This is a genomic window from Clostridioides sp. LIBA-6822, from assembly GCF_056688955.1.
The window spans coordinates 794,156-819,221 of the sequence record NZ_CP196995.1 but is presented as its reverse complement, the minus strand read 5'-3'; the positions used below and the strand labels follow the sequence as shown (position 1 = coordinate 819,221).

Here is a 25,066-nt window from a genome sequence, read left to right as displayed (position 1 = left end):
TATAATCTGTTAAAAAATCTTCTTTAATATTTTTAAAGAAGTTTATTTTAGCTTGTTTTTTTAAAATAGCTACTTATATAGATAAATTAAGGAGGAACATAAGTCATGGGAAACGTATTAGAAGGATTAAAACCAGAGAATGTTTTTAAAAACTTTGAGAAAATATCTCAAATTCCTAGAGGTTCTGGAAATGAAAAAGGTATAAGTGATTTTTTACTTAACTTTGGTAAAGATTTAGGTCTTGAAACTATTCAAGATGAAAGCTTAAACATAATAATAAGAAAGCCTGCTACAAAAGGATATGAAAATTGTCCAGGCGTAGTTCTTCAAGGACACATGGATATGGTTTGTGAAAAAGAAAAGAATGTTGAACATGATTTTCTTAAAGACCCTATAAAATTAAGAATTGATGGTGACATGATATATGCTACTGGAACTACTCTAGGAGCTGACAATGGTATAGCTGTTGCTATGGGTATGGCTATATTAGAAGATAACACTTTAGAGCATCCAGCATTAGAAGTTTTAGTTACTGTTAATGAAGAAGATGGTATGAATGGTGCTGATGCATTAGAGCCTAGTTTAATTAAAGGTCAATATATCCTAAATATGGACTCCGAGGAGGAAGGATACTTATTAGTTAGTTGTGCTGGTGGTAAAACTTGTGTTGTTAGTTTACCTGTTGAGTACAAAGAAGTTGAAGCTGATAAGCAAGGTTTATTAGTTGAAGTTACTGGACTATTAGGTGGACACTCTGGTATGGAAATTGTTTTACAAAGAGCAAATGCTAACAAAGCAATAGCTAGAGTATTAAGTGTATTAGATGTTGACTATGATTTGGCTTCAGTTGATGGCGGAACTAAACACAATGCTATACCTCGTGAAGCTAAGTGTGTAATAGCTGTTAATAAAGCTGATGTTGAAGTTGCTAAAAAACAAATAAATGATATTTTAACTGCATTTAAACATGAGTTCACTACTTCTGACCCTGGTATGACTTATTCAGTTGCTGAAACTTCTGTAGAAAAAGTTCTTGCTAAAGATTGTAAAGAAAAGGTTATTCAAATGTCAAGCTTAACTCCTCATGGTGTTCAATCTGTAAGCCTTGATATAGAAGGATTAGTTGAAAGTTCTACTAACTTCGCTATAATTGAAACTAAAGAATCTACTATTGAATTCTTAACTTCTGTTAGAAGTTCTGTTATGTCTATTAGAGATGAAATAGCTGATAGAATAAGACTTTTAGCTCAAGCTTTAGGTGCTGATTATGGTCTTACTTCTCAATATCCAGCTTGGGAGTTCAAAAAAGGTTCTAAATTAGAAAAAATATGTAGTGAGACTTATGAAAAATTAACTGGTAAAGTTCCTACTGTTATGGCTCTACATGCTGGTCTTGAGTGTGGATTATTACTTGATAAACTTCCTCATGCTGAAGCTATCTCTATAGGACCAGATATGTTTGATGTTCATACTCCAAATGAGCATGTTAGTATCCCTTCTATAGCTAATGTTTGGGATTATGTTATAGAAATATTAAAATCTATGAACCAATATTAAATCTAAATTTTATTTAGATTAACTCTTGGATACAATTATAGATTATAAATAAATCTATATAAAACTCATTCTATAAATTAACATTATAAAAGTTTATAGGAATAAAGCCTAATGATGCATTTTTATATTTATCATTAGGCTTTATTATTTCATTACATATTTTTATTTAATATATTTTTATTATTTAAACTTATATAATTACCTATAATCAAGATATTAAATTACCCCACTTAGTAATTTTTACATATGTAAATTGATTCACTTCATTTTTTCTAGAAAACATATACTTATATGTTTTTTCATGTTTTCATTATGTATAGATTATATAAAGTATATAAAGAAAATTTTTCTATTCAACAATTTTAAAGCAATTTCTACCTTGCTTTTTCGAATTATAAAGAGCATCATCTGCCATTTTGTATATATCATCATATGTTTGTCCTTGTTTTGACATTACACCACCCATACTTACAGATATACTCTTACCATTTGGTAATTTAATACCATGGATTTTATCATATAAAATATTACATTTTTCTACAAGGCTTTCCATATCCTCTACACTTTTAACATATATGCTAAATTCGTCCCCTCCTAGGCGACCTACTATGTCACATTCCTCAAAAGATTTAGTGAGAATATTTGCAACTGCAATCAGCATCTTATCTCCAATAAGATGACCATAATTGTCATTTATCTCTTTAAAATGGTCAATATCTAAAATAAGTAAAGCTCCTCTTTCATTATTCGATAAATCATCCAAACTCTTTGTAGCCATCTCCCTTATAGAAGCTGCATTAAAAATATTTGTTAAACTGTCTTTTTGTGCTTTATCTAACAGTCTCATTTTTTCCTCTTTTTCACAATCAACATTGTGCAATTTGCCTATTGAATAAACAGGTACATTCTTTTCATTATAAATTATCTTTGATGTAATTCTAATCCAATGAAACTCCCTATCAGGGCAAATACAATAAATTTCTGTTGAACCATTTTCTTGTTCCATAATCAACTTAAAAAATTGTTCTCTGTACTCTTTTTCAATTTCATTTCCAGATGTGTCTTTACAATGACTTAGACCTCCAAAGACATTAACACCATTTTCTTGCATCGCAATCGTAATTTTATCTGCTTGATAATCATATTCAAAAAAGTATTCACTTGCCATCTCATATACTTCAGTATGTTTTTTAAGCTCTAAAGAAATTCTCTGATTCATGCTTGTACGAGTACGAAGACTCCAAGCCATAATTATAATAATACATAATGATATGCTAAATACTACAAGAATAGTTTGAATTGGATTTTCCTGCATAATTTGAACTAGAGAAAAATCTGATATATATGTAGTATTATTATAAATAATTGATTGCATCTCTTCAGTCTGTATACTAATTACAGCCTTATTTAATATACTAAATAATTCCTGTTCATTCTGTTTAGCTACACCAAAACAGAAGAGATGTTGTTCGTAGTTTTGTTGAATTAAACGAACATACTTATACTTAGGTTGATTTACATAATACTGTATGGAATAACCTTCACCATATGTATAATCTGCTTTTCCACTATTCACAGCATCAATACATTCTTCTAGCGTATCATACCAAATTATATTTTTAGCAGAATAGCCTTTATAAGAAGTACCTTTTTCAAGAGCTAAACGTTTATTTTCTAAGCTATCTTCGTTTACCTTATTGTTAATCATCATCATATACTGTGTAGAAATAAATGGCCGAGTCATAGCTACATGCTGTTTACGTGCCTTTTCATAATCGTATGTCATGCCTGCTACAATATCAACCTTAGAATTTTTTATCATATTTTCTAAATCCTTCTGAGATTCTACAGGCACCATATCTAATTTCAAACCAGTCTTCTTTGCCAGGTAATTCAATAAATCTATTGAAATACCTTTTAATTTTCCTGTTTTATCATCTACATATTGAAATGGCGGATTGTTTAGTAAAACACCTGCTTTTAAAGTTTTTGTATTTTTAATGTACTCAGATTCTTTCTTAGATAAAATCATCTCTTTATTCTCTGGTGTAAAATATTTCTCATATAATGTAGGTGAAAAATAAGGGTCTGTTTGCTCAATGTTAGATATCGCTGAATTAAGCTTTTTAGATAATTCTGTATTGCCTTTGCTTGTAACAAAATAAAATGGCTTAGGAGAAAACTTAGCTATAGTGCGCAAATCATCTCTAGGATTCATACTGACATTAAGCATTGCGTCTGCTTTTTCATCCTTTAGAGCTTGTATTTGTTCTTCCATTGTTTTACAAGGTATCAATTCAGAGGATATTTGATTCATTTCACAGTATCTATCTAACTCTTTAATTTTACTAGTAGAATTTTCTATTACAGCAATACGCATGTTCTTTGTCACTTGTGAGCTTACACTGTCAATATCTGCATTATCATGAAGTACTTGTAATACTGTATTTACAGTTCCATAACTATATCCGACATAATCATACACTTTCTCTAATGGTTCATCATACAACAAGCCACCCATTAAATCAATCTCACCATTTTTTAACATATCCATTAACTTAATAAGAGATTCATTTATATCTCCTTCGACTTGAACAAACTCATAATTCCACCCAGTATATTGGGCAATTTCTTGTAAATATTCATAGGTATACCCAGAGTACCTACCTTTTTCATCTATCTCACTTAAACCTTTTTGAATGGGATAAGCAACACGTATGGTACGATTATCATTATTCATAGCATTACTCTTAAAGGGAAATATGCAGAAAGTGAATATGGACATAATTACAAAAACTAATGAAAGTAATTTTTTCAAATTCACTATAAAATCCTCCATATAATAATATTTACAGTATAGTATACTGTATAAATTCTTAGACTTGAAAAATAGATTAGTACAAAAAAGGACATAAAATTTTTGTAAAAATTTAACATCCTCATTCATACATAATATATTTTGATTATACTCTATTTACCTTGTGTTTACAATAAATTTGATGTATTAATTATATAGCATTATCTATTTTGATTTAGCATAGAACACAATCCGAGTACTACTTTATATCAAATTTAGCAACATTTCGATTTACAGTTCTCTTATATTTTACATTTGGATAGCCTAATATAAATGAAGTTATAACTGCTTCGTTATCATTCATTCCTAATAGCTCTTTTATCTTTGGTTCTACATTTGATGCCATAACGAAAAATCCATTATAGCACATTCCCAATCCTTGAGAGTAAGCCATAAGTTCCATATTAGATGCAGCCAATCCTCCATCTACATATACACTTCCACCTAAAGAAATATCACCAACAACTACCATAAGTAGTGGTGCATCATAAAATAAAGAGTCAATTCCTTTTTCTTTATATCCTTTATACATTCTCTTAAACGTATTTTTATATATAGAGCGAACAGAGTCTTCATCATCAGTATTTAATGCTAAATTATAAAGCCCTTCTATTGCCAATTCTTTTACTTCTTTTAACTTATCTTTTACTAATATGTATCTTAGAGGCTGTCTATTTCCACCTGTTGGTGTATATCTACCAGCTTCTACTATGTTTCTTATTTTCTCTTCTTCTACCTCTATATCTTTGTAGTCTCTTATACTTCTTCTAAATTTTATGAAATTCATCAAGTTTTCAGACTCTAAGTCAAAAGTTTCATGATTGTATTCTAATACCTCACCTTTATCAAATCCCTGCATTTCTATAGAGTCTGTTGGGCAAATTGCCATACAATGACCACAATTAATACAGAGAACATTTTTTACCTTTGCTTTATTTTCTCTAACTTTTATTGCATTTACAAGGCAGTCTGACTCACACAAGCCACAACCTACGCATGTTTCTAAATTTATGTCTATCATCCTAAATTTTCCTCCATTTAAAAATTTTACTTTAGTATAAAGCAAATAGTTGTCTAAGTCAATTTTTATTTTTTTAACAATATATGAGTTTAAATTGAAAATTTTTATACAAATCAAGTTAAGAAACTTACACTATAATCTTCCAATTCTCCATTATTGTATATTATCTTTGCACTAAAAATTTTCCCAGTCTTAGCCCAATTCAAAAATAATCTGTCACCTTCCCACATATTTAAGTCAAATATTTTATCATTGTCTACCCAAAGTAATTTACCTTCTTTGCAATCATCCAAATCTTTTTCGGACAAACTACCTTCAAAGTCATCTGAAAAATATAGGAACATGTACCAGTCTTCTTCATTCTTAAATTTTGGAAAAGTTATAAGACCTTTATATGTTAGTGATTTAAGCGTAAGTCCAGTTTCTTCTTTAACTTCTCTGATTATACACTCTTCAGGAGTCTCTCCTTGCTCAAACTTTCCTCCAACTCCTACATATTTACCTTCATGTATATCATCTTTCTTTTTATTTCTATATAACATTAAAGTCTTATCATCTTTTTCTATATAACAAATAGTCGTAAGCTTCATATATCCCGCCTTACTTTCTTTTTCTGTTTTTTATTTGATTATTGATACTCTATTTCTTAAATATACTTATCACCATAATTAACTGGTTCTTAGTGATTTGTTAAATCAAGTATTGATAACTTAATTAAGCATCAATTATTTAATCTCTTATTAGTAATCTGTTTTATAAATTATTAATAAATTAGACAATTAAATTTATTATCTCTTTTACATTATTCATTTTCATTACTTTCAAGAACATCACTTATATTTTTCATTGCATTCAGAGAAAGCTCTGCAAATTCATCAAATGGAATCCCTATATCTTCTATACTTCTCATTGCATCTCTATTTACATTTGAAGCAAATCTCGTCTCTTTCATTCTTTTAATTACAGACTTTGTTTTTACACTAGTAAGTTTTTTATCTGGATAAACCAAGGCTATAGCAGTTATAAACCCAGTTATAGGGTCTGCTGCATATATAGCTTTTTCCATAAGGCTAGTTCTTGTAACTCCCATTCCATCGTGGTGACCAAGTATCGCTCTATACATCTCTTCATCACCAAAGTTTTCTTTTTTAAGAAGCTCTACTGTTGTTGTAGCATGCCCTTCACAGATTTCCCCTGGTTTTCTTCCAACTATATCTGAATCTAAATCATGTAAAAGACCTGCAACTGCCCACTCTTCTTCTTTTTCTGGCTCTAATCTTTTGGCTAAATCTTTCATAACCGCTTCAACAGCATAGCAATGTTTTCTCATTCTGTCAGTCTCTAAATACTTAAATAAAATTTCTAAAGCTTCTTCTCTCATTTTCATTAATCCCCCTATTTTTTCATATATATGATATTTTTGTATATTAATACACATAAATCCAAGTTTATTTATATATTTATGTATATTTTTCATATTATATTTATTCTACACCTTTATAGTAGTGTCCTGCAACTGTTCCAACTTTATCCAACTGCTTATATAGGTTAGTAGCCTTTTCTCCAAGCTTATAATCATTACTCAAAACCTCAATATGAGCATCTATAATCTTTTTAACCATTTCGCCATTTTCCACTGTAAAATCTATTCTAAACACATCTATTCCAATTTCATCTAACTCATATAGATTATCTAACATACAAGTAACCTTTGAGTTGTAAATCGTGCTTCTACAGAATATATCTTGTGTTATCCTATAACTTGCATCTGTAAAATCTCTTAAAGCATAACTGCTTTCTTTACATTTAGCAACTCTCTTATCCTTTTTACAATCCCTAACAACAACTCCCATAGGACAGTATTCTGTAATCATCATAGGAGTATATCCATATATTACTGCTTCGATTTCTACATCTGTATATTTTAAAGTTTGTTTAATTTCATTTAGATTTAATTCTTGTGATAAACAAACTGTACTAGCTCCCTCATCTTTAAAGTGATTTATACTTTCACTGTTAAATGCATTTAAATAGCAATCTATATTCATGTCCTTTCCTTTAAAATATTCCATAGAACCCCAGTTACCAATTTGAATCTTATTGACACCTTTTATGTTATCTAATAATTCAAATTGTTTATATTCTTTATTTCTAATAATTCTTGGTACTGAATATATCAATCTGCTTTCACTATTTTCAGCATTAAAACTCTTTTCATCAGAAGTATTTATGTTATTTACATTTGAAACTATTGATTCTTTAGAAATATTTGATACCATTTCTAGAGCTTTTGATAGTGTATTTATATCTTCATAATAAATTAAATCTATATTATATTTTAATACAGCTTCTAATTGCTCTAAGTTTTTGACTTTAACTCTAATTTTAGGGGCTGTATTAAGTTTTTTCTGTTTATTTACTCTATTTGGCTGGTATTTTAATCTATTATTCTTAAATTTTCTATCTTTTATCTTTATTCTTTCTTTATCTAAAAGCTCAATACAATCTCTTCTCATTTGATTTAACATACTTATAGGCATACTTACACCTTCATCCAAATCAATTTCTATACCTTTTAGTGTATAAGGTGTATTTCCAAGCTTTTGAATTTGTGTCTCTATTTTTTCTTTACTTAAAGCTACTTTTATAGCTTTTTCAACTACCTTTTCTCCCTCTACAACCGATTTATTCCCACAAAAATCACTCATAGAAAGTACTGGTTTTTTACCTAATTTAATACTTGCTTTTGCTTTTATATTAGTTTTTATTAACTCTTTATCTTGCTGGAATGTAGCTTGTACTCTATCCATCAACTCACTATCTGAGGTCTTAAATATAAGCTGATTTCTCTTTGCTTCTCCAACAAAATCCAATTCTATTAAGTCTCCTTTATGTGCTATTGTAGTTATCTCTCCATCTTTTATTATCCTTCCAATAGTGCCTCCACCTAGGTTAATTCCATCACCTTTTTTAAGGGTATTTTCTAACATAACTCTAAGTCTTTTGCTTTTTCTATTATAATCTAAAACTTTTCCAACATAGAGACCTTGATTATTAGGTCTATTTGAGTTCATTATATCCTTACCAACTTCACCTAATATATATCCTTTTGTAAACTTTCTATTGAATATAGTGTACAAATTATTTATTATTTCCTCAGAAATACTTATTTTATTCTTATCTACAAATTCATTAATTGCTTCTCTATATCCTGAAACTACAGTAGCTACATATTCTGGCTTTTTCATTCTTCCTTCTATTTTTAAAGATAATACACCTGCTTCAATTATTTTGTCTAAGTCTTCTATAGTGCTTAAATCCCTAGGACTCAACAAATAATCTCCATCACTCTTTACTACTTCACCTGTATTTATATCTATCAACTCATATTTTTGTCTACATGGTTGTGCACATCTACCTCTGTTTCCAGACCTATTTCCTATCATACTACTCATAAGGCACTGACCTGAGTAACACACACATAAAGCCCCATGTACAAAAACTTCTATATCTACAGTTGTATTTTCACAAATCCATTTTATCTCATCGACATTTAATTCTCTTGCCAAAACAACTCTATCAAACCCAATACTTTGAAGATATTTAACATCTTCTAACGAATGAGCTACCATTTGAGTACTTGCATGTAGTTCAAAATCAGGCAATAGTTTTTTTATAAGCCTTGCCATTCCTATATCTTGTACTATTAAAGCATCTATATCTATATCATATAAAAATTTTACATACTCTACAAAATCTTCTATCTCATATTGTTTTATCAATGTATTCACAGTAACAAAGACTTGCACTCCCCTTATATGAGAGTATTTAACAGCATCAATTAGCTCATTTCTATCAAAGTTATTTGCAGATGCTCTTGCACTAAAGTCTTTACCACCTAAATACACAGCATTTGCTCCATTTTGTACTGCTGCTTTTAATGAATCAAAAGAGCCAACTGGTGCAAGTAATTCTATTTTTTTCATATTTTTCTCCTCTATTTATACTTATTAGGTTAATATAATTATCTATAACATAAATATTTACATTAAATTTATACACTATTTACTATATCTAAAATACACCAAATAATTTATACCTTATTTATTATATTTAATGTATTTAAAATAACTTATTTACTACTTATTATATTTAAGATATCTCAAACAATTTATACGCTACTTACTATATTTAACTTGATATGTCTCAAACAATTTATACACTATTTACTGTATAAAGTATATCAAATAATAACTCATTTTTTATCAATTTATACTAAGTTAGTTTTCATTAAATGAATCATCCTTATTGATAAACATAACTCCAAAGACTACTGCCAAAATAAAGAAACATACTAGGATTGACTTTTCCACAAAAATCTTTGTAAAAAAAGTTCCTAAAATAGCCCCAGATATAAAGAATACTATAATAGCATAATACTGCAAACTCTTTTTTATCATAAAAATATTCTTAGTCTGTATATAATGAAATAATGTTTCTGTGGCACTTCTTAAGTTTCCAGTACACATTGTCGTTGCAAAACTATTTCCATTTACCTTTCTAAAACTCTCTACTTGCATTGAACAAATAAAAGAGATAGCAACATTTACAAACATATTAAATTGTCCTCTAGGTACAAAAGAAACAACAAGTATAGTAATCATTTCTATTATAATGATAATTTGACGCCAATGAATCTTAGAATTATTTTTGAAGTACTTTCTTATCTTCTCTGCTATAAAGACACCTAACATAAATGCCAAAATAGGAATCAAGTAATAAAAAGATTTTTTTATGTTCCCTTCTGCTATATTAAGCCCTAATAAAACTATGTTTCCAGTCTGTGCATTAGCAAAGACCTTACCTCTTACTACATAAGTATAAATATCTAAAAATCCTCCTGTTATTGCCAATAAAGAGCATAAGAAGAATGATTCAGACATCTGACTCTGGTTTGTCATATATAAAACATCTCACTTTCTAATGATAGATACCAAATCAAAATTATTTTAGATACTATTTTTTATTAATATTAAAAAACTTTTATATTTACACATATTTGTATTTATACATTAAAAGAAGCTGTCTCAAAAAACAATAGAGACAGCAAATCTTCTAATTTTATTTCACATTTTTTTCATCATTATTTAACCCTGTACATTTTAGCTGTAAATCATAAGCTTTGTTTTGAAACTCTGAAGCCAAATTCTCGGCTATCGTAGCTCTTTCATTTGCCTCTTCAAGTTGAGCACTTAACTCCTCAATCTTGCTTTTATAAGCATCTAACTCAGCTCTAGAACCTTCTGTCGTATTACTAAGTTCGAATATTTCTTGCTTTTTATTTTCTATAATATCAATTAACTCTTTCATCTTAGCCTCAGTTTCACGACTCTCTGCCTCTTTTTCTGCTATTGTAAGCTTTAAAGACTTAATTTCTAATTGAAGCTCTTCATTAGAAGACCCAACCTTTTTACTCAATTCTTCATTAGCTTTAATCAACTTCTCATTCTCATCTGAACATTCAAATAAAAGGTCTGATATATTTAATGCAGTTAATATCGCAGCAACTGATAAGCTTAATTTCGGGTTTTGACGTGTTATTTTATCCATTTCTTTGTCAACAAAATCAGCAATACTAATCATAAACTTCTCTGACTTATCTCCAACCATTGGATATTCAGCGCCATGGATTTTAACCATTACTTTGTTCATCCTAACCTCCCCCGACATTAGTTGTTAATTTGATCTTAAGTTAGCATTCAATTTTTCGCTTAATTCACTTAATATCTTATCATGCACCTTAGCTACATCTTCGTCTGTTAGAGTTTTATCTTTACTTCTATAAGTTATTGAATATGCAATTGACTTGTATCCAGCCTCTATTTGAGAACCTTTGTAAACGTCAAATAACTTGTAACTTTCTACTAATCCTTGACCATTTTCCTTTATTATATCTTCTATTTGTTTTACAAATACATCCTCTTTAACAATAAGAGCTATATCTCTTGATGTAGATGGATATTTTGGTAATGGTACATAATTCTTTGTTCTATCAGAATTATCAAATACAAAGTCAATATCTATTTCAGCGACATAAACTCTTTGACCTAGATTGTAATTTTCTATAACATCTGGATGCAATTCACCTAATGTACCTACATATTTATTATTATACACTATTTTAGCACATCTACCAGGGTGGAAGGTAGTATTATTATCTTGAGGTTCAATTTCATACTCTTTAAATCCTACATTTACAAGTATTGTTTCTATAGCACCTTTTAATGCAAAGAAATCAACATCTTTACCATACATACCTACACACATTCTATTTTCTTCTTTAGGCAACTCTGAATCCTGTGGTATGAATATATGTCCACACTCAAATGCATATACTTCTTCTATTTTATGAGATACATTAGTTGATAAAACATCTAACATATTTGGTATTAAAGTAGTTCTCATTACAGAAGTTTCTTCTCCTAATGGGTTAAGTAATTTAACAAAGTTTCTCTTAGCATTACCTTCTGGTACTCTTATTTTGTCTACTCCCTTAGGGCTTACAAATGAATATGTTAATATTTCGTTTAACCCTACAGCAGTTGAATTATCTTTTAAAGCATCCATGAATTTTTGTTTTGAAGTTTTAATTCCTGCTGTTGTATTTCCTTCTAATTGTACAGAAGGTATGTTTTCGAATCCATAGATTCTAGCTATTTCTTCCCATACATCGGCTTCTTGCTCCATATCTGATCTAAAACTTGGTACATCTATTTCTAGTTTATCATTAGCTATTAAATTACATTTAAATTCTAATGATTCTAAAATTCCTACAAACTGTTCCATTGGTACATCTACACCTAGAAGATGGTTAATTCTTTGAGGATTTACTACCAATTTTTTAGGTTCTGGTTTATTTGGATATACATCTACAACACCTTTTAAAACTTTTCCTGCTCCTAACATCTCAACAAGTTGTACAGCTCTATTTGCTGCTATCTCTGCAAGATTAGGGTCTAAATCTTTTTCATTTCTTGAAGATGCTTCTGATCTAATTCCAACTTTTTTAGCTGTAGTTCTTATGTTTTCTGGTTTGAAATTGGCACTTTCAAAAAGAACAGTCTTTGTATAGTCAGTTATTTCTGAGTTAGCACCACCCATTACACCAGCTAAACCAAGTGATTTTTCTCCATTTGTTATAACTAGCATATCTTTATCTAATGTTCTCTCAACATCATCTAATGTTACAAGTTTCTCTCCATCTTTAGCAGTTCTTACTACTATTCTTCCCGTCTCTACTTGATTTATATCAAAAGCATGAAGTGGTTGACCAAGCTCTAACATTACGAAGTTTGTTATATCAACTATGTTACTTATAGGTCTTACACCTGCTTCTGTAAGTCTTCTTTGCATCCAATATGGAGAAGGCTCTATTTTTACATCAGTAACCATTCTAGCAAAATATCTTCTACATAAGTCTGGATTGTCTATTTCAACTTTGAAGTCTATCTCTTCATCACTTTCTTTTACTTCAATTTCAGGATATTTTACTTTTGTTCCTATAGTTGCAGCCGCTTCTCTAGCTATACCTATCATACATTTGCAGTCAGGTCTGTTTGAAGTTAATTCAAAATCTATTAAAGCATCTTTTAATCCTAAAACATCTTTTATATCTTTTCCTAATTCATAAGAATCTTCGTGGTCTAAAATATATATACCACCTCTTTTATACTCTTCAATGTAGTGTTCATCTATACCTAATTCAGCTGCTGAGCACATCATACCATCTGATAATTCACCTCTGAAGTCAGTTTGTTTGATTTCAACTCCTCCAGGTAATTTAGAACCATTTACAGCTACTGGAATATAATCTCCTTCTGATATATTTGTAGCTCCTGTAACTATTTGAACAACTTTATCTCCAATATCTACTTTAGTTACAACTAACTTATCAGCATTTGGGTGTTGTTTTATTTCTAAAATCTTTCCAACCAATATATTTTCTATTTCTTCACCATAATAATCTATTGTTTCAACTTTAGTTCCTGTCATTGTCATTTTGTCAGCGAACTCTTTTACATCCATGTCTATATCAACATAGTCTCTAAGCCATTTTAAAGATACTAACATCTACATACCCTCCTAATTAAAATTGATTTAAGAATCTCATATCATTTTCGAATAATAATCTAATATCGTCTATTTCATATTTAAGCATTGCAAGTCTTTCAACCCCAACCCCAAATGCAAATCCACTGTAAACCTCTGGGTCTATTCCACAATTTCTAAGAACGTTTGGATGAACCATACCTGAACCTAATATTTCTATCCAACCTTCATATTTACACATTGGGCAACCTTTACCACCACATTTGAAACAAGTAACATCAACTTCTGCACTTGGCTCTGTAAATGGGAAGTTGTGAGGTCTAAACTTCGTTTTGATATCAGAACCAAACAATTTTTCAACGAAGATATCCATAGTTCCTTTAAATTCTGCCATAGTAACATCTTTACCAACAACAAGCCCTTCTATCTGATGGAACATTGGTGAATGTGTTGCATCTGGCGAATCTGACCTAAAACATCTACCTGGTGCAATTACTTTTATCGGTAACTCTTGGCTTCTCATAGTTCTTACTTGAACTGGAGATGTTTGAGTTCTAAGTAATACACCATCATTCATATAGAATGTATCACTCATATCTCTTGAAGGATGGTCTTTAGGAGCATTTAAAGCATCAAAGTTATTATCAACAGTCTCAACTTCTGGACCTTCTGCCACAGAGAATCCCATTCCAATAAATATATCTGTTACTTCATCTATGATTTGAGTTATTGGATGTCTCTTTCCAACCTTTAGAATTTTTCCTGGTTGAGTAACATCTATTACTTCTTCTTTTAATTTTCTTTCTTTTTCAATAGCATTTAATTCTTCTTTCTTAGAATTTATGCTAAGTTCAATATTCTCTCTTACATCATTAGCAACCTTACCAACTACTGGTCTTTCCTCTGCAGATAATTTTCCCATCTCTTTAAGTATGGCAGTTATCTCACCTTTTTTTCCTAAGTACTTAACTCTTAAACTTTCTACACTTTCTATGCTTTGTGCCTCTTTTATTTCAGCTAAAGCTGCTTCACGTAAAGCAAGTAATTTTTCTTGCACACATATCACCCTTTCGTTTTTTTGTATAAAAAAAGCCCCTCAATCCCTGTCTAGGGACGAAAGGCTATAGTTTCGCGGTACCACCCTAGTAGTTTAACAATTAAAAAATCATCAAACCACCTCTAACAAACTTAACGCGTTTTTCACGTCAAAGCCTACTATCAAATTTCAGCTCTGTTACTCCAGAGGGAACTTCTCCTGACCTCTTAGAAAACACTCCCAGCCTAGGTGTTTATCTCTTTACTAAGTTTAATCAAAATACTTTCCTCTTTCATTGCATCTACAATATTATATTGTTTATTTTAGTATTATATCATTTCCATTCAAATTATGTGACTATTTTTAATATACATCTAATACATAATTAATTCAATTATTTTTTTAAATATATTGACTGTTTTTGATATGCTACTATTTAATTCAAGATTATAACATGACATTATATTTATTACAATACATTAAATCAAGTATTTTTTTATTTCATACATCAGTATAGCAGAGCTTATTGCAGCATTTAATGACTCAGCTTTACCATATATAGGTATCTTAACCAAAATATCAGACTTTGATACAAGTTCTTCATTTATTCCATTAGCTTCATTTCCTATCACCAAAGCAACTTTTGAGCCATAATCTATTTTGTCATAAAAATTATCTGTGTTTAGATAGCTTGAAACTATATTAAAATCCAATGATTTAAGCATGTCCACAGTATCATCTTGAGAAGCATTAATTATATTCATGTCAAAAATAGAACCCATAGTCGACCTAATTACTTTTGGATTATATATATCGACGCATCCCTTTAGTGCTATTATGGCATCTACTCCAGCAGAATCAGCAGTTCTTATTATAGTTCCCATATTTCCTGGGTCCTGTATTCTGTCCAAAATCAATACGAATTTATCTTTGTCATTTATATTTTCTTTTAAATTTTTTTCCTTAAATGAAACTACACCTATTATACCTTGAGTATTTTCTGTATCTACAAGTTCTTTAAAGTTTTTGTTAGTAGTCTTATATATCTTTGTGTTTTTTTTATCTAAAGCTTCTAATAGTTCCACATGTTCCTTCTTATTTTCAAAGTCCTCATTGATAAACACATAATCAAGATTTGCACTACATTCAAGTGCAAGTACTACTATTCTATAGCCTTCTATTATGAACTTTAATTCTTTATTCCTATTTTTTGACTTCAATAGTGCTTTTGTATACTTTAATTTTTCATTATCCTTACTGCTTATATTCGTAATCATTTTATCTAAATGCTAAAATTATCTTAGCATAACCTCCTTACCTTACTTTTAATTAAAATCATATTTATCTAAATCCTACTTTTGATTAAATAAAAATAGTATCATATAACTATTCATAATTATATGATACTATCTACTTTTATTGCAATTAAATATATATTAAATAATAAATTATCTTCTTCTAATTATCCCCTTATCTCCAGATGTTATGGCTGTTATACTAGTATTTTGACCAATTATAACTAGAATACTTCCAGCTGTAAGTTCCTCGTCTGGAGAAGGTGTAACATTTATATTTTTACCTGTCTTTATAGCAAGTACAGTTATCTCATATCTAGCTCTTAATTCAAGCTCTACTAGAGTCTTTCCAACCCAAATATTTGGAGTTACGATTTCAACAATTGAATACTCTGGGTCAAGCTCTATATGGTCTAATATGTTATCAGAAACTAAATTGTGTGCAACTCTTACTCCCATATCTCTTTCTGGGAATACAACTCTGTCTGCACCAATTTTATAAAGTACTTTAGCTTGTAGTTCATCCTTTGCCTTACATATTATCAACTCTACACCCATTTCTTTAGCTATAAGAGTCGCCATTATAGATGCTCTTATATCAGAACCTATTGCAACTACTGCCACATCAAAGTTACCTAAACCTAATGATCTTAATGCTTGTTCATCAGTAACATCTACTATAAGTGAGTGAGTTACCTTGTCAGATACACTTTGAACTGAATCTTCATTTTTGTCTATTGCCATTACTTGATGTCCTAAAAGATGCATAGTAGATGCAACGGAACTTCCAAATCTCCCACACCCAATGACTATATATTGCTTCATCTCGAAACTTCCTCCCTAATACACGATTTGTATAATATCTTTTAAATTAATTTTTATACATATAAATTTTATATATAATATACGATTTATATATATACATAGATTAGTTTAATTTTTACTTACCATTTTTATTTATATTTTATTTATTAATCAAATTTATTTGTTCATATGATTATACCTAAGTTCATCTACTTTATTAATAAATTTGTAGTACTAGTTTCTATACATCATTAATAAATTTATACTACTAATTTATATCTTAACCAACCATAATCTTGCCTTCTGCATATCTAACTGGTTGACTCTTTCTTCTACCTCCAGAAAGTATAGCCATAAATAAAGTAAGAGAACCAACTCTACCCATAAACATAAAGATTATAATTATTATCTTTCCTAAAGCATTTAGGTTTGGACTTCCAGCTAAACTTGAACCAACTGTAGCAAGTGCTGATGTAACCTCAAATGCAGATTGAACTAGTGTAAAATTAGGCTGAGTTATTGAAATAATCAAAGTTCCAAAAATAACTGCTGATATACTAATTACAAATATACCTAGCGATTTTTTTATAGTTGCTGGAGCTAATCTTCTTTCAAAAGCTTCTATATCTGATTTTCCTGATATAAAGCTTCTAACAGTAATTATTAAAACAGCCAGTGTCGTAGTTTTTATACCTCCACCAGTAGATGCAGGTGATGCTCCAATAAACATCAAAATTATCATTATAAATATACTACTTTCTTGTAAAGTAGCTAAATCAAGTGTATTAAAACCAGCGGTTCTTGCCGTTACTGATTGAAATATTGCTGACAATACTTTTCCTTTTAAAGGCAAGTCCGCCATAGTAGCTTTTTGATTAAATTCTATAAGAAAAATAAATAATGCACCGACTATAATAAGTGTCGCAGTTGAAAATAAGACAACTTTAGAATGCACATTTAATTTTGATAATCTTCTTTTTCTTACAATATCAAGTACAACTGGGAATCCTAGCCCTCCAAGCACTATAAGTGAAGAAATAGTCATTGATACTGTAAAGTTATTTACATAAGAATTTAGCGATGTAAATGGTCCGCTTACACTTCCCATCAAATCAAATCCGGCATTACAAAACGCTGATATTGCGTGAAATACACTATACCATATACCTCTAGATAAACCAAATTGCGGAATAAAGACAGTTGACAAAATCAATGCTCCTATTCCTTCTATTGTTATAGTTATTATTAATACAAATCTTGTAAGTTTTACAAGACCCGACAAATCAGCTTGATTTAACGATTCTTGTATTAATAACCTTTCTCTTAATTGTATTTTTTTTCGTGCCATAAGTGAAAACATTGTGGCTACGGTCATAAATCCAAGTCCACCAATTTGTATCAATGTTATTATAACTATCTGTCCAAATAAACTCCAATAAGTTGCTGTATCTACCATAACTAGACCAGTGACACAAACCGCTGAGGTAGCCGTAAATAGAGCATTCAATAACCCTATACTTTCTCTACTCTGTGACGCTATCGGGAGTGTCAACAACAATGCTCCAATTACAATAATAGCAGCAAACCCAGATACCATTATTTGAGTAGGTCGCATTCCATCTGCGTAGAGAATAAGTCTTCTAACTATTGTTTTCAACTTTCTTTATACCTCCTTAACATAAAATCACTACTGTTAAGACCCTTAATTTGTTTATTTTTAGAGCTTTCCTCTAAATTATTATTCTATTATAGTATAAATATTGTATAAAGACAATGATATGAATTTTTATAATTCCCGTTTAGAATATTGCAAATTTTTATATATATCTTTTAATTTAAATTATACCAAAAACATCTATATTTTTTACATGTAAGAGGTCTAAAACTATCATAGCTTTTACTTTTTTGTACTTAAAATTTATTTATCATTTTATCAGTGTAAATTTCATATACTTTTTTGAAGTTAAATTTTTTATATTATCTATAATCTTGTATATATTTTTATGTTAAATTTTCTTAACATGCATTTTTTATATTTAATATAGTAAAATAATTAATAACTATATCCATGATTGGAGGATTTTTATGGTTAAATCCAAGAAAAAAATACTTGTTTCTCTAATTTTAATTGCAGTTTTTATTATATTTGCATCATACATAAGAAATTATACTAATAACTCAAAAAAAGATTCAGTTAGAGGAACTATTCCCTTTGAAAAAATGGAATATAAGCGTCCAGATATAAAATCAATTTGCGAAAATATTAACACATATAACGACAAACTTTTAACAGCTAAAACTGCTAAAGAACAATTAAATTTATTTAACGATGTTGATAAGATTTATCAGGATTTTTACAGTACACTTACTATAGCAAAAATCAGAAATAATATAGACTCATCCGATGAATTTTACTCTAAAGAATATAAATATCTTATGAGTAAATCAGTAGATGTTGACATGGCGTACAAAGATTTTCAAGATATATTTGTAACTTCTAAGTTTTCTAAAGAACTAGAAAAAGAACTTGGGAAAGATACGTTCAATTATCTAAAAAATATTGGAAAACTTAATTCTAAAGAAGTTGAAAATCTGCTTAAAAAAGAACAAGACCTAGTTGTAAAATATGAAGACTTGCTATCTAAGTCAACAGTACCAATAGATGGTATAGAGACAGATTTTGAAGAAGCCTTATCAACACCAAACCTTAACCCAGAAGAATATGTAAAGATTTATTCAGATTACTTAAAAAAATACAACCCTATATTTGGCAATATTTATTTAGAACTTATCCAGACAAGAACTGAAATAGCAAGTAAACTAGGATTTAAAAATTATATAGATTATGCTTATATGAACTTAAATAAAGATTATTCTCAGGAAGAAGCGAAAAATTTCAGAAAAGATGTAAAAGAGTACATAGTTCCATTATATAGAGAGATTTCATCAAGACCTTCTGATCCTTCTATCTACACTAAAGTATATAAAAATCGTTCATTTAGGAAATTTGACAAGGTACTTGAAGATATATCACCAAAATTAAAAGATGGTTTCAGCTATATGAAAAAATATGACTTGTATGATTATTCTTCTGGAAAGAATAAATCTCCTGGAGGATACACTACTTATATAACTAAGTATAAAGCACCTTTTTTATTTAATACATGGGACAATTCTTTTTTAGGTGTCACTAGTTTTGCTCATGAGTTTGGTCATTTTTATAATTACTACAACAGTATTAACCTTAACAACAAGATACAGCCAAGTATAGATATATGCGAAGTTCATTCAACATCTTTAGAAATTTTATTTTACAAGTATTTTGATGATTTTTTTGGTAAAAAATCTGAGGCTATAAAAAAAGAACACTTATCAATTGTTCTAAACACTATTATTGATGCTTGCCTTTATGATGAATTTCAAGAGATTATATACAAAAACCCATACATGAGCTTAAATGATATAAATAAATTATTTTTTGACTTAGAAGAAGAATATGGAGTCTCTAGCAATGTACTTAAAGAAAGGAATGCTCCTTTTTGGATACTTGTATCTCACAACTTCCAAGTTCCATTTTACTACCTGAGCTATGGTCTTGCATCTGATATATCACTTCAGATATGGCAATTGTCACAAGATGATTATAGAAAAGCGGTTGATGTGTACATGGATTTTTTAAATCAAAATACAGATTCTGGATTTAAAGATGTAGTAGAAAAGGTAAATTTACAATTACCATTCCAAAATGGAAATTTAGAAGAAATAAGTTCTGCTTTATATGATTATTTTGGCATAGATAATCCACTTGAACTAAAAAATGCGTCTTAATCTATGGTACTAAATTTACAATACTAAATATAATACTAATTTTGATACTCATTAATACTAAATACACAATTACTATTTAATAATTAATACTAACAACATAATTACTGTTTAATAAAATACGCTAATAAAGCATCAGAAATTCTAAAAGCTCTAGTCTTTAGAATTTCTGACGTTTTATCTATTAATAATGATTGATTGTATTATTTATTTTTAATGATACTATTATTTTTTTGCATACATAATTAAAAGAACTATTGAAATCACTAAAAATACACCTGTAAAATTGTCCTTAGTTTTAAAATGATAATTTATTAGACCAACCCCGACATTTGCACGCTCAACAATTTGTCAAACTGTAACCTTCTCAATATCATCTACCTCATCCAAAATATTCAATGTAACTTCAATTATGCGTTCTCTTGCATCTTTATCATTACTTTTCATAACAGCCTCCAGCATATACCTCCAATACATGTATCATTTTTAATTCTGAACATGTTCAGTATAGTATTTTTTAAGATATGTCAACATGATTTTAGTTGACTCTAACATTATGACATGGTTTATATTAATAGTAAGACAAAAACACCTTTATAAAAGGAGGCTTAGACATGTTTAAGATAGGAGACTTCTCAAAACTAAGTAAAATTAGTATTCGTATGCTACGTCATTATGATGAAATTGGACTTTTGACACCAAGTCATACAAATAAAGCTAATGGATATAGATACTATAGTGCAGACCAGCTTTCAACTGCAAATAGAATCCACGCACTAAAAGATATGGGTTTTAGCTTGTATTCTATAAAAGAAATTTTAACAGAATACAACGATAAAAAAAGCCTAATAAAATATCTAAATATCCATCACTCACAAGTGAAAGAACAATTAGAAGATATACAGAAAAAGATACTTAAAATAGAAACTACTATTAAAAGAATTGAAGGAAATGATAATATGAACAGTTATGATGTAACTATAAAGAATTTTCCACCAAAATATATGATGACACTTAGAAAAATCATATCAGCTTACAAAGATGAAGGACTCTTATGGCATCAATCATTCTCAGAGACAAAAGAGCAAAATATTCAAATTGAATCTCCTAATCATTCTAGAGCTGTCTTTTATGATACAGGATATCAGGAAGATTATGTCGATGTTGAAGTACAAGTTGCTGTATCTGGAAAGTATAAAGACACTGAGCATGTTAGATTTAAGACTGTACCAAGCGTGACTGCGGCAACTGCCATAGTCAAAGGAAACTTCAATCAACTTATAGATACTTCTGAGGCTATTGGTAATTGGATATCAGACAATAATTATGAGATGGATGGCTCTATGTTTAATATTTATCATATAGGACCTGGTAATGATAATAATCCTGATAATTGGGTAACAGAGGTATGCTTTCCAGTTAAAAAAATATAACTTTAGCTTATATAATTGGACAATATTTTAAAGAGTAAGGTACAAACAATCGCTTTGTACTCTACTCTTTTTTAAGCTAAATAGAGCTAGATAGTCTTTTAATTTTAACAAAAATATATAATTAACAAAAAACAAGCTTCTTATTCCTTGATATGCTGTTGTTTTAACCAAACCTTCATCACCATCTTTTGTGGCAATAGTTTTGCTAGTAAATGGCTGGACTTTGTATTGATACCATATACAGAAATATCTTTATTTTTCTTTGTATCCTTCAAAGCTTTTACAGCAACAACATCTGGTGTTACTATACCTGAGAATTTTTTTGTCCCTTTTTTAGCTTTAACTATCCCTCTTTCAAATAGATTGGTACTCATCCACCCTGGACATACAGCAATTGCATTTATTCCTTTATCTTTAAGTTCAACATTCAATGCCCTTGTATAATTTCTTACAAATGCTTTAGTTGAACTATAAATGTTTTGATATGGTAATGGTTGAAATGATGCTTGAGAAGAAACATTTATGATATGACTACCCTTTTTCATATATGGGATACATATAAGACCCATTGCCACAACAGCTGTAATGTTTAAATCAATCATATTAACAGATTCATCTATGCTCAAATCATTGTATGAACAGAATTTTGCAAAACCTGCATTATTTACAAGGTATTTTATGCATATGTCTTCTTTATTTAAAAATGTACCAATTTTTTTCACTTCTTCTAGTTTAGATAAATCTTTTGAAAAAATTTTTACCTTACTTCCAAATTCATCTATTAATTGATTTAATCGCTCTTTGTTTCTTGCAATTGCCCATATTTCTGTTATTTCCTCTTCATTCACTAATAATTTAAGAAACTCTTTGCCAAAACCACTATTCGCACCAGTTACAATTGCGATGTTCTTATGACTCATAATTTGTCTCCTTTGTCATTAAGTTTATATGTTTAGACTTATATTTTGCAAATTAAACTTGCTCTATTCAAGAGTTATATAAATACTTATTGCGAAAGTGTTATCAAGTAGTCAGTTGACCATTTTATTGCTTTTGTTTGAAACTAAATGTATGATATATATAAATATAAATTTAACTCAAGGAGATAATAAAAATGAAAAAGTATGAATATGTTACTTTAAGCTATGAATCTCAATTTCTTGTCACTGGTGTAATGAAAGAACATCGCACAATTATCGAAGAATATGCAAAAAAAGGTTATCGTTATATTGGATTTATTCCCATAGAAATAAATGCCCATGGCTTCACAAGAAAAATTGATTTAATTTTTGAAATCGAGGAATAAATATGTAAAAACAAAATAAAAAATAATACTTTTCGCTAATATTAATAGATAATCTAAGGTGGTGATTAGACTGACAATAGAAGAATACAATAACAAATACTCTATTGGAAATAAAATTTTACTTACTCTAAATAGTTTTGATAATAAAGAACTATACTATCATGAAACTGAAAACATATTAAATTTAATAAATGAAACAGATAAATTAACATCAAATAAGATATTTAGAACTATAGAAAACAAAAATGATTTAGCCTTAGAGTCTTATTATTCTATTGTAATTGAAGGTGCTTTTTCAACTAGAAAGATTGCAAAATCTATAATTAAAGGAATAGCTATTGTAAAAGCTGATGTGATGAAAGAATTAGCTGTCAAAATTTTAAAAGGGATTGGTGGATTAAGTGGTGCAATAGATGATGAAAAATAGTTTACTGATATTCTTACCAATTGCTTTATTACTTGATTTAGCTATTCCATTCATTATAGCACCAACCTATAAGGGATATAATCATTTAACACAGGTTATGAGTGTCTTAGGAAATAATAATGCACCATTACATACTGTTTATAATATATGGTTGGTTGTTTGTGGTATTACCCTTTTGGTAAGTAATTTTAAAATTTATATGATTGTTTCAAAATCTTCAAGTATAATTTCGATAGTATTATTTATTGTGATAATTACATATGCTGTTGGTGGTTGTATTCTTTCTGGTTTATTTTCTGTTGGAGAAGTAAAAAGCCTCAATACTATTTCAGAAAAGATACATGGCTTTGGTTCTGTTATTGGATTTGTGACCTTGACTATTGCCCCACTTTTGATAGGTATTTATGCCTTTAAAAGTGAAAGAATGGGATTTGCTATTTTTTCGATTTGTTGTTTTATTTTCGCAGTCATATTCTTTACACTATTTATTATGGCAGATAAACAGAGTTATAAAAATACGATTGTATCTTTGGAGGGATTGTGGCAAAGATTATCACTATTATGTATGTATCTGCCACTAGGCTATCTTGCATTGATTCGATAGTTAATATTATGTAAAAATTAGGATAGTAAGTGTATTACGTCTAATTATAAGAAACTATCAAAAAATTTTTAACACACCATCAAAAACGTATTGTAATTCTTTAAATACTATTTTCGAGTAACTTCGAGCCAAATGGCTCGAAGTTATTTTTATTTATTTTTTTCTAAATCCACTAACCATGTGAGATATAGTGAAGCTTATTTCATTATTAATTTCTACTTCTTCATTTGATGAATAATTTAAGGCTAATTCATTTAATGCCCCAGAAATACAATATGTCATTAATTTTGTATCAACATCTCTTTCTAAATAGCCTTGTTCATTTAAGTCATCAATATGTTCTTGTAAAACATTCATTGAATTTTCTTGGTCAGCTTTTCTCCACGCATCCCAACCAACTACCACTGGAGCATCTACCAGCAATATCCTCCTACATTCTTTTGCATTGGCACCTTTTATAAAACCCAGACATCCCAATATTAATTGTTGCCAAAGATCATCACTTTTAAGTGCTTCTCTCTCTATTTGTTTAGCAACATCTTTTTGGACATTATCCAGCACAGCAAGAAAAAGCCCTTTTTTATTCTTGAAATGGTGGTATATGGCTCCTCTTGTTACATTACTTTCTTCTGCAATTTTTTCTAGTGATACATCAAAGTATCCAAGCTTTGTAAAATGCTTTCTTGCTATTTTCAACAAAGCAGATGTTGTCTTTTGTGTAGCTTCTTCATTTTTCATGATAATGTCTCTCCCACTTTATAATTATCTCGAAATTTTTCGCTGACCTGTATT

Annotated in this window: 20 protein-coding genes and 1 other annotated feature; of the genes, 6 read left to right on the top strand and 14 right to left on the bottom strand. The window is 29.2% G+C overall.

Going from position 1 to position 25,066, the window contains the following annotated elements:
- Nucleotides 1-105: 105 nt before the first annotated feature.
- The gene (locus ACTG48_RS04125; protein WP_021383476.1) at nt 106-1,557 is read left to right on the top strand and encodes an aminoacyl-histidine dipeptidase; all 1,452 of its coding nucleotides are present in this window, start codon (nt 106-108) and stop codon (nt 1,555-1,557) included.
- 349 nt (nt 1,558-1,906) lie between these two features.
- On the opposite strand, the gene ACTG48_RS04120 is transcribed toward ACTG48_RS04125, so the two are convergent.
- From ACTG48_RS04120 to ACTG48_RS04065, 12 genes are all read right to left on the bottom strand, one after another.
- Nucleotides 1,907-4,297 (bottom strand): diguanylate cyclase domain-containing protein, encoded by a 2,391-nt coding sequence (locus ACTG48_RS04120; RefSeq protein ID WP_021383530.1) that lies wholly within the window; start codon nt 4,295-4,297, stop codon nt 1,907-1,909.
- Nucleotides 4,298-4,613: 316 nt separating this feature from the next.
- Complete coding sequence (locus tag ACTG48_RS04115) at nt 4,614-5,435, bottom strand: nitroreductase family protein (RefSeq protein WP_021383532.1); 822 nt, start codon at nt 5,433-5,435, stop codon at nt 4,614-4,616.
- Nucleotides 5,436-5,548: 113 nt separating this feature from the next.
- Complete coding sequence (locus ACTG48_RS04110; RefSeq protein WP_021383488.1) at nt 5,549-6,025, bottom strand: NUDIX hydrolase; 477 nt, start codon at nt 6,023-6,025, stop codon at nt 5,549-5,551.
- Nucleotides 6,026-6,237: 212 nt separating this feature from the next.
- Nucleotides 6,238-6,822 carry an HD domain-containing protein gene (locus ACTG48_RS04105; protein WP_044212816.1) on the bottom strand — a complete coding sequence of 195 codons (585 nt, stop codon included), beginning with the start codon at nt 6,820-6,822 and terminating at the stop codon, nt 6,238-6,240.
- A gap of 97 nt (nt 6,823-6,919) precedes the next feature.
- A complete protein-coding gene (locus tag ACTG48_RS04100) occupies nt 6,920-9,421 on the bottom strand; it encodes a U32 family peptidase (protein WP_021383478.1) in 2,502 nt (833 codons plus the stop codon).
- 294 nt (nt 9,422-9,715) lie between these two features.
- Entirely contained in the window at nt 9,716-10,396 is a 681-nt protein-coding gene (locus ACTG48_RS04095; RefSeq protein WP_044212786.1) for a YoaK family protein, read from the bottom strand.
- A gap of 160 nt (nt 10,397-10,556) precedes the next feature.
- Complete coding sequence (locus ACTG48_RS04090; protein WP_021383456.1) at nt 10,557-11,147, bottom strand: cell division protein ZapA; 591 nt, start codon at nt 11,145-11,147, stop codon at nt 10,557-10,559.
- A gap of 24 nt (nt 11,148-11,171) precedes the next feature.
- Complete coding sequence (gene pheT, locus ACTG48_RS04085) at nt 11,172-13,565, bottom strand: phenylalanine--tRNA ligase subunit beta (RefSeq protein WP_021383515.1); 2,394 nt, start codon at nt 13,563-13,565, stop codon at nt 11,172-11,174.
- 16 nt (nt 13,566-13,581) lie between these two features.
- Nucleotides 13,582-14,601, bottom strand: coding sequence for a phenylalanine--tRNA ligase subunit alpha (gene pheS / locus ACTG48_RS04080; RefSeq protein ID WP_021383457.1), 1,020 nt, complete (start codon nt 14,599-14,601; stop codon nt 13,582-13,584).
- Between the two features lie 49 nt (nt 14,602-14,650).
- Nucleotides 14,651-14,885 (bottom strand) — a binding site (T-box leader).
- A 174-nt stretch (nt 14,886-15,059) separates the two neighbouring features.
- A complete protein-coding gene (locus ACTG48_RS04075) occupies nt 15,060-15,857 on the bottom strand; it encodes a TrmH family RNA methyltransferase (RefSeq protein WP_021383494.1) in 798 nt (265 codons plus the stop codon).
- Between the two features lie 171 nt (nt 15,858-16,028).
- Entirely contained in the window at nt 16,029-16,700 is a 672-nt protein-coding gene (locus ACTG48_RS04070; protein WP_021383523.1) for a potassium channel family protein, read from the bottom strand.
- A gap of 259 nt (nt 16,701-16,959) precedes the next feature.
- Entirely contained in the window at nt 16,960-18,336 is a 1,377-nt protein-coding gene (locus ACTG48_RS04065; RefSeq protein WP_479918211.1) for a TrkH family potassium uptake protein, read from the bottom strand.
- A gap of 428 nt (nt 18,337-18,764) precedes the next feature.
- On the opposite strand from ACTG48_RS04065, the gene ACTG48_RS04060 reads away from it, so the two are divergent.
- Together ACTG48_RS04060 and ACTG48_RS04055 are read left to right on the top strand one after the other, a co-directional pair.
- Nucleotides 18,765-20,507, top strand: coding sequence for a gluzincin family metallopeptidase (locus ACTG48_RS04060; RefSeq protein WP_479918210.1), 1,743 nt, complete (start codon nt 18,765-18,767; stop codon nt 20,505-20,507).
- A gap of 611 nt (nt 20,508-21,118) precedes the next feature.
- Nucleotides 21,119-21,937 carry a MerR family transcriptional regulator gene (locus ACTG48_RS04055; RefSeq protein WP_021383525.1) on the top strand — a complete coding sequence of 273 codons (819 nt, stop codon included), beginning with the start codon at nt 21,119-21,121 and terminating at the stop codon, nt 21,935-21,937.
- Between the two features lie 140 nt (nt 21,938-22,077).
- On the opposite strand, the gene ACTG48_RS04050 is transcribed toward ACTG48_RS04055, so the two are convergent.
- A complete protein-coding gene (locus ACTG48_RS04050; protein WP_021383520.1) occupies nt 22,078-22,857 on the bottom strand; it encodes an SDR family NAD(P)-dependent oxidoreductase in 780 nt (259 codons plus the stop codon).
- Between the two features lie 194 nt (nt 22,858-23,051).
- On the opposite strand from ACTG48_RS04050, the gene ACTG48_RS04045 reads away from it, so the two are divergent.
- The 3 genes from ACTG48_RS04045 (at nt 23,052) to ACTG48_RS04035 (ending at nt 24,274) form a co-directional block, all read left to right on the top strand.
- Nucleotides 23,052-23,243, top strand: a complete 192-nt coding sequence (locus ACTG48_RS04045; RefSeq protein WP_479918209.1) for a DUF4177 domain-containing protein — start codon at nt 23,052-23,054, stop codon at nt 23,241-23,243.
- A gap of 61 nt (nt 23,244-23,304) precedes the next feature.
- Nucleotides 23,305-23,670, top strand: coding sequence for a hypothetical protein (locus ACTG48_RS04040; RefSeq protein ID WP_479918208.1), 366 nt, complete (start codon nt 23,305-23,307; stop codon nt 23,668-23,670).
- On the top strand, nt 23,660-24,274 hold the full coding sequence (locus tag ACTG48_RS04035) for a DUF998 domain-containing protein (protein ID WP_202594853.1): 615 nt from the start codon (nt 23,660-23,662) through the stop codon (nt 24,272-24,274). The genes ACTG48_RS04040 and ACTG48_RS04035 overlap by 11 nt, the downstream gene beginning before the upstream one ends.
- A gap of 153 nt (nt 24,275-24,427) precedes the next feature.
- Here ACTG48_RS04035 and ACTG48_RS04030 read toward each other — a convergent pair whose 3' ends face one another.
- Complete coding sequence (locus ACTG48_RS04030) at nt 24,428-25,012, bottom strand: TetR/AcrR family transcriptional regulator (protein ID WP_021383481.1); 585 nt, start codon at nt 25,010-25,012, stop codon at nt 24,428-24,430.
- Nucleotides 25,013-25,066: the final 54 nt, after the last annotated feature.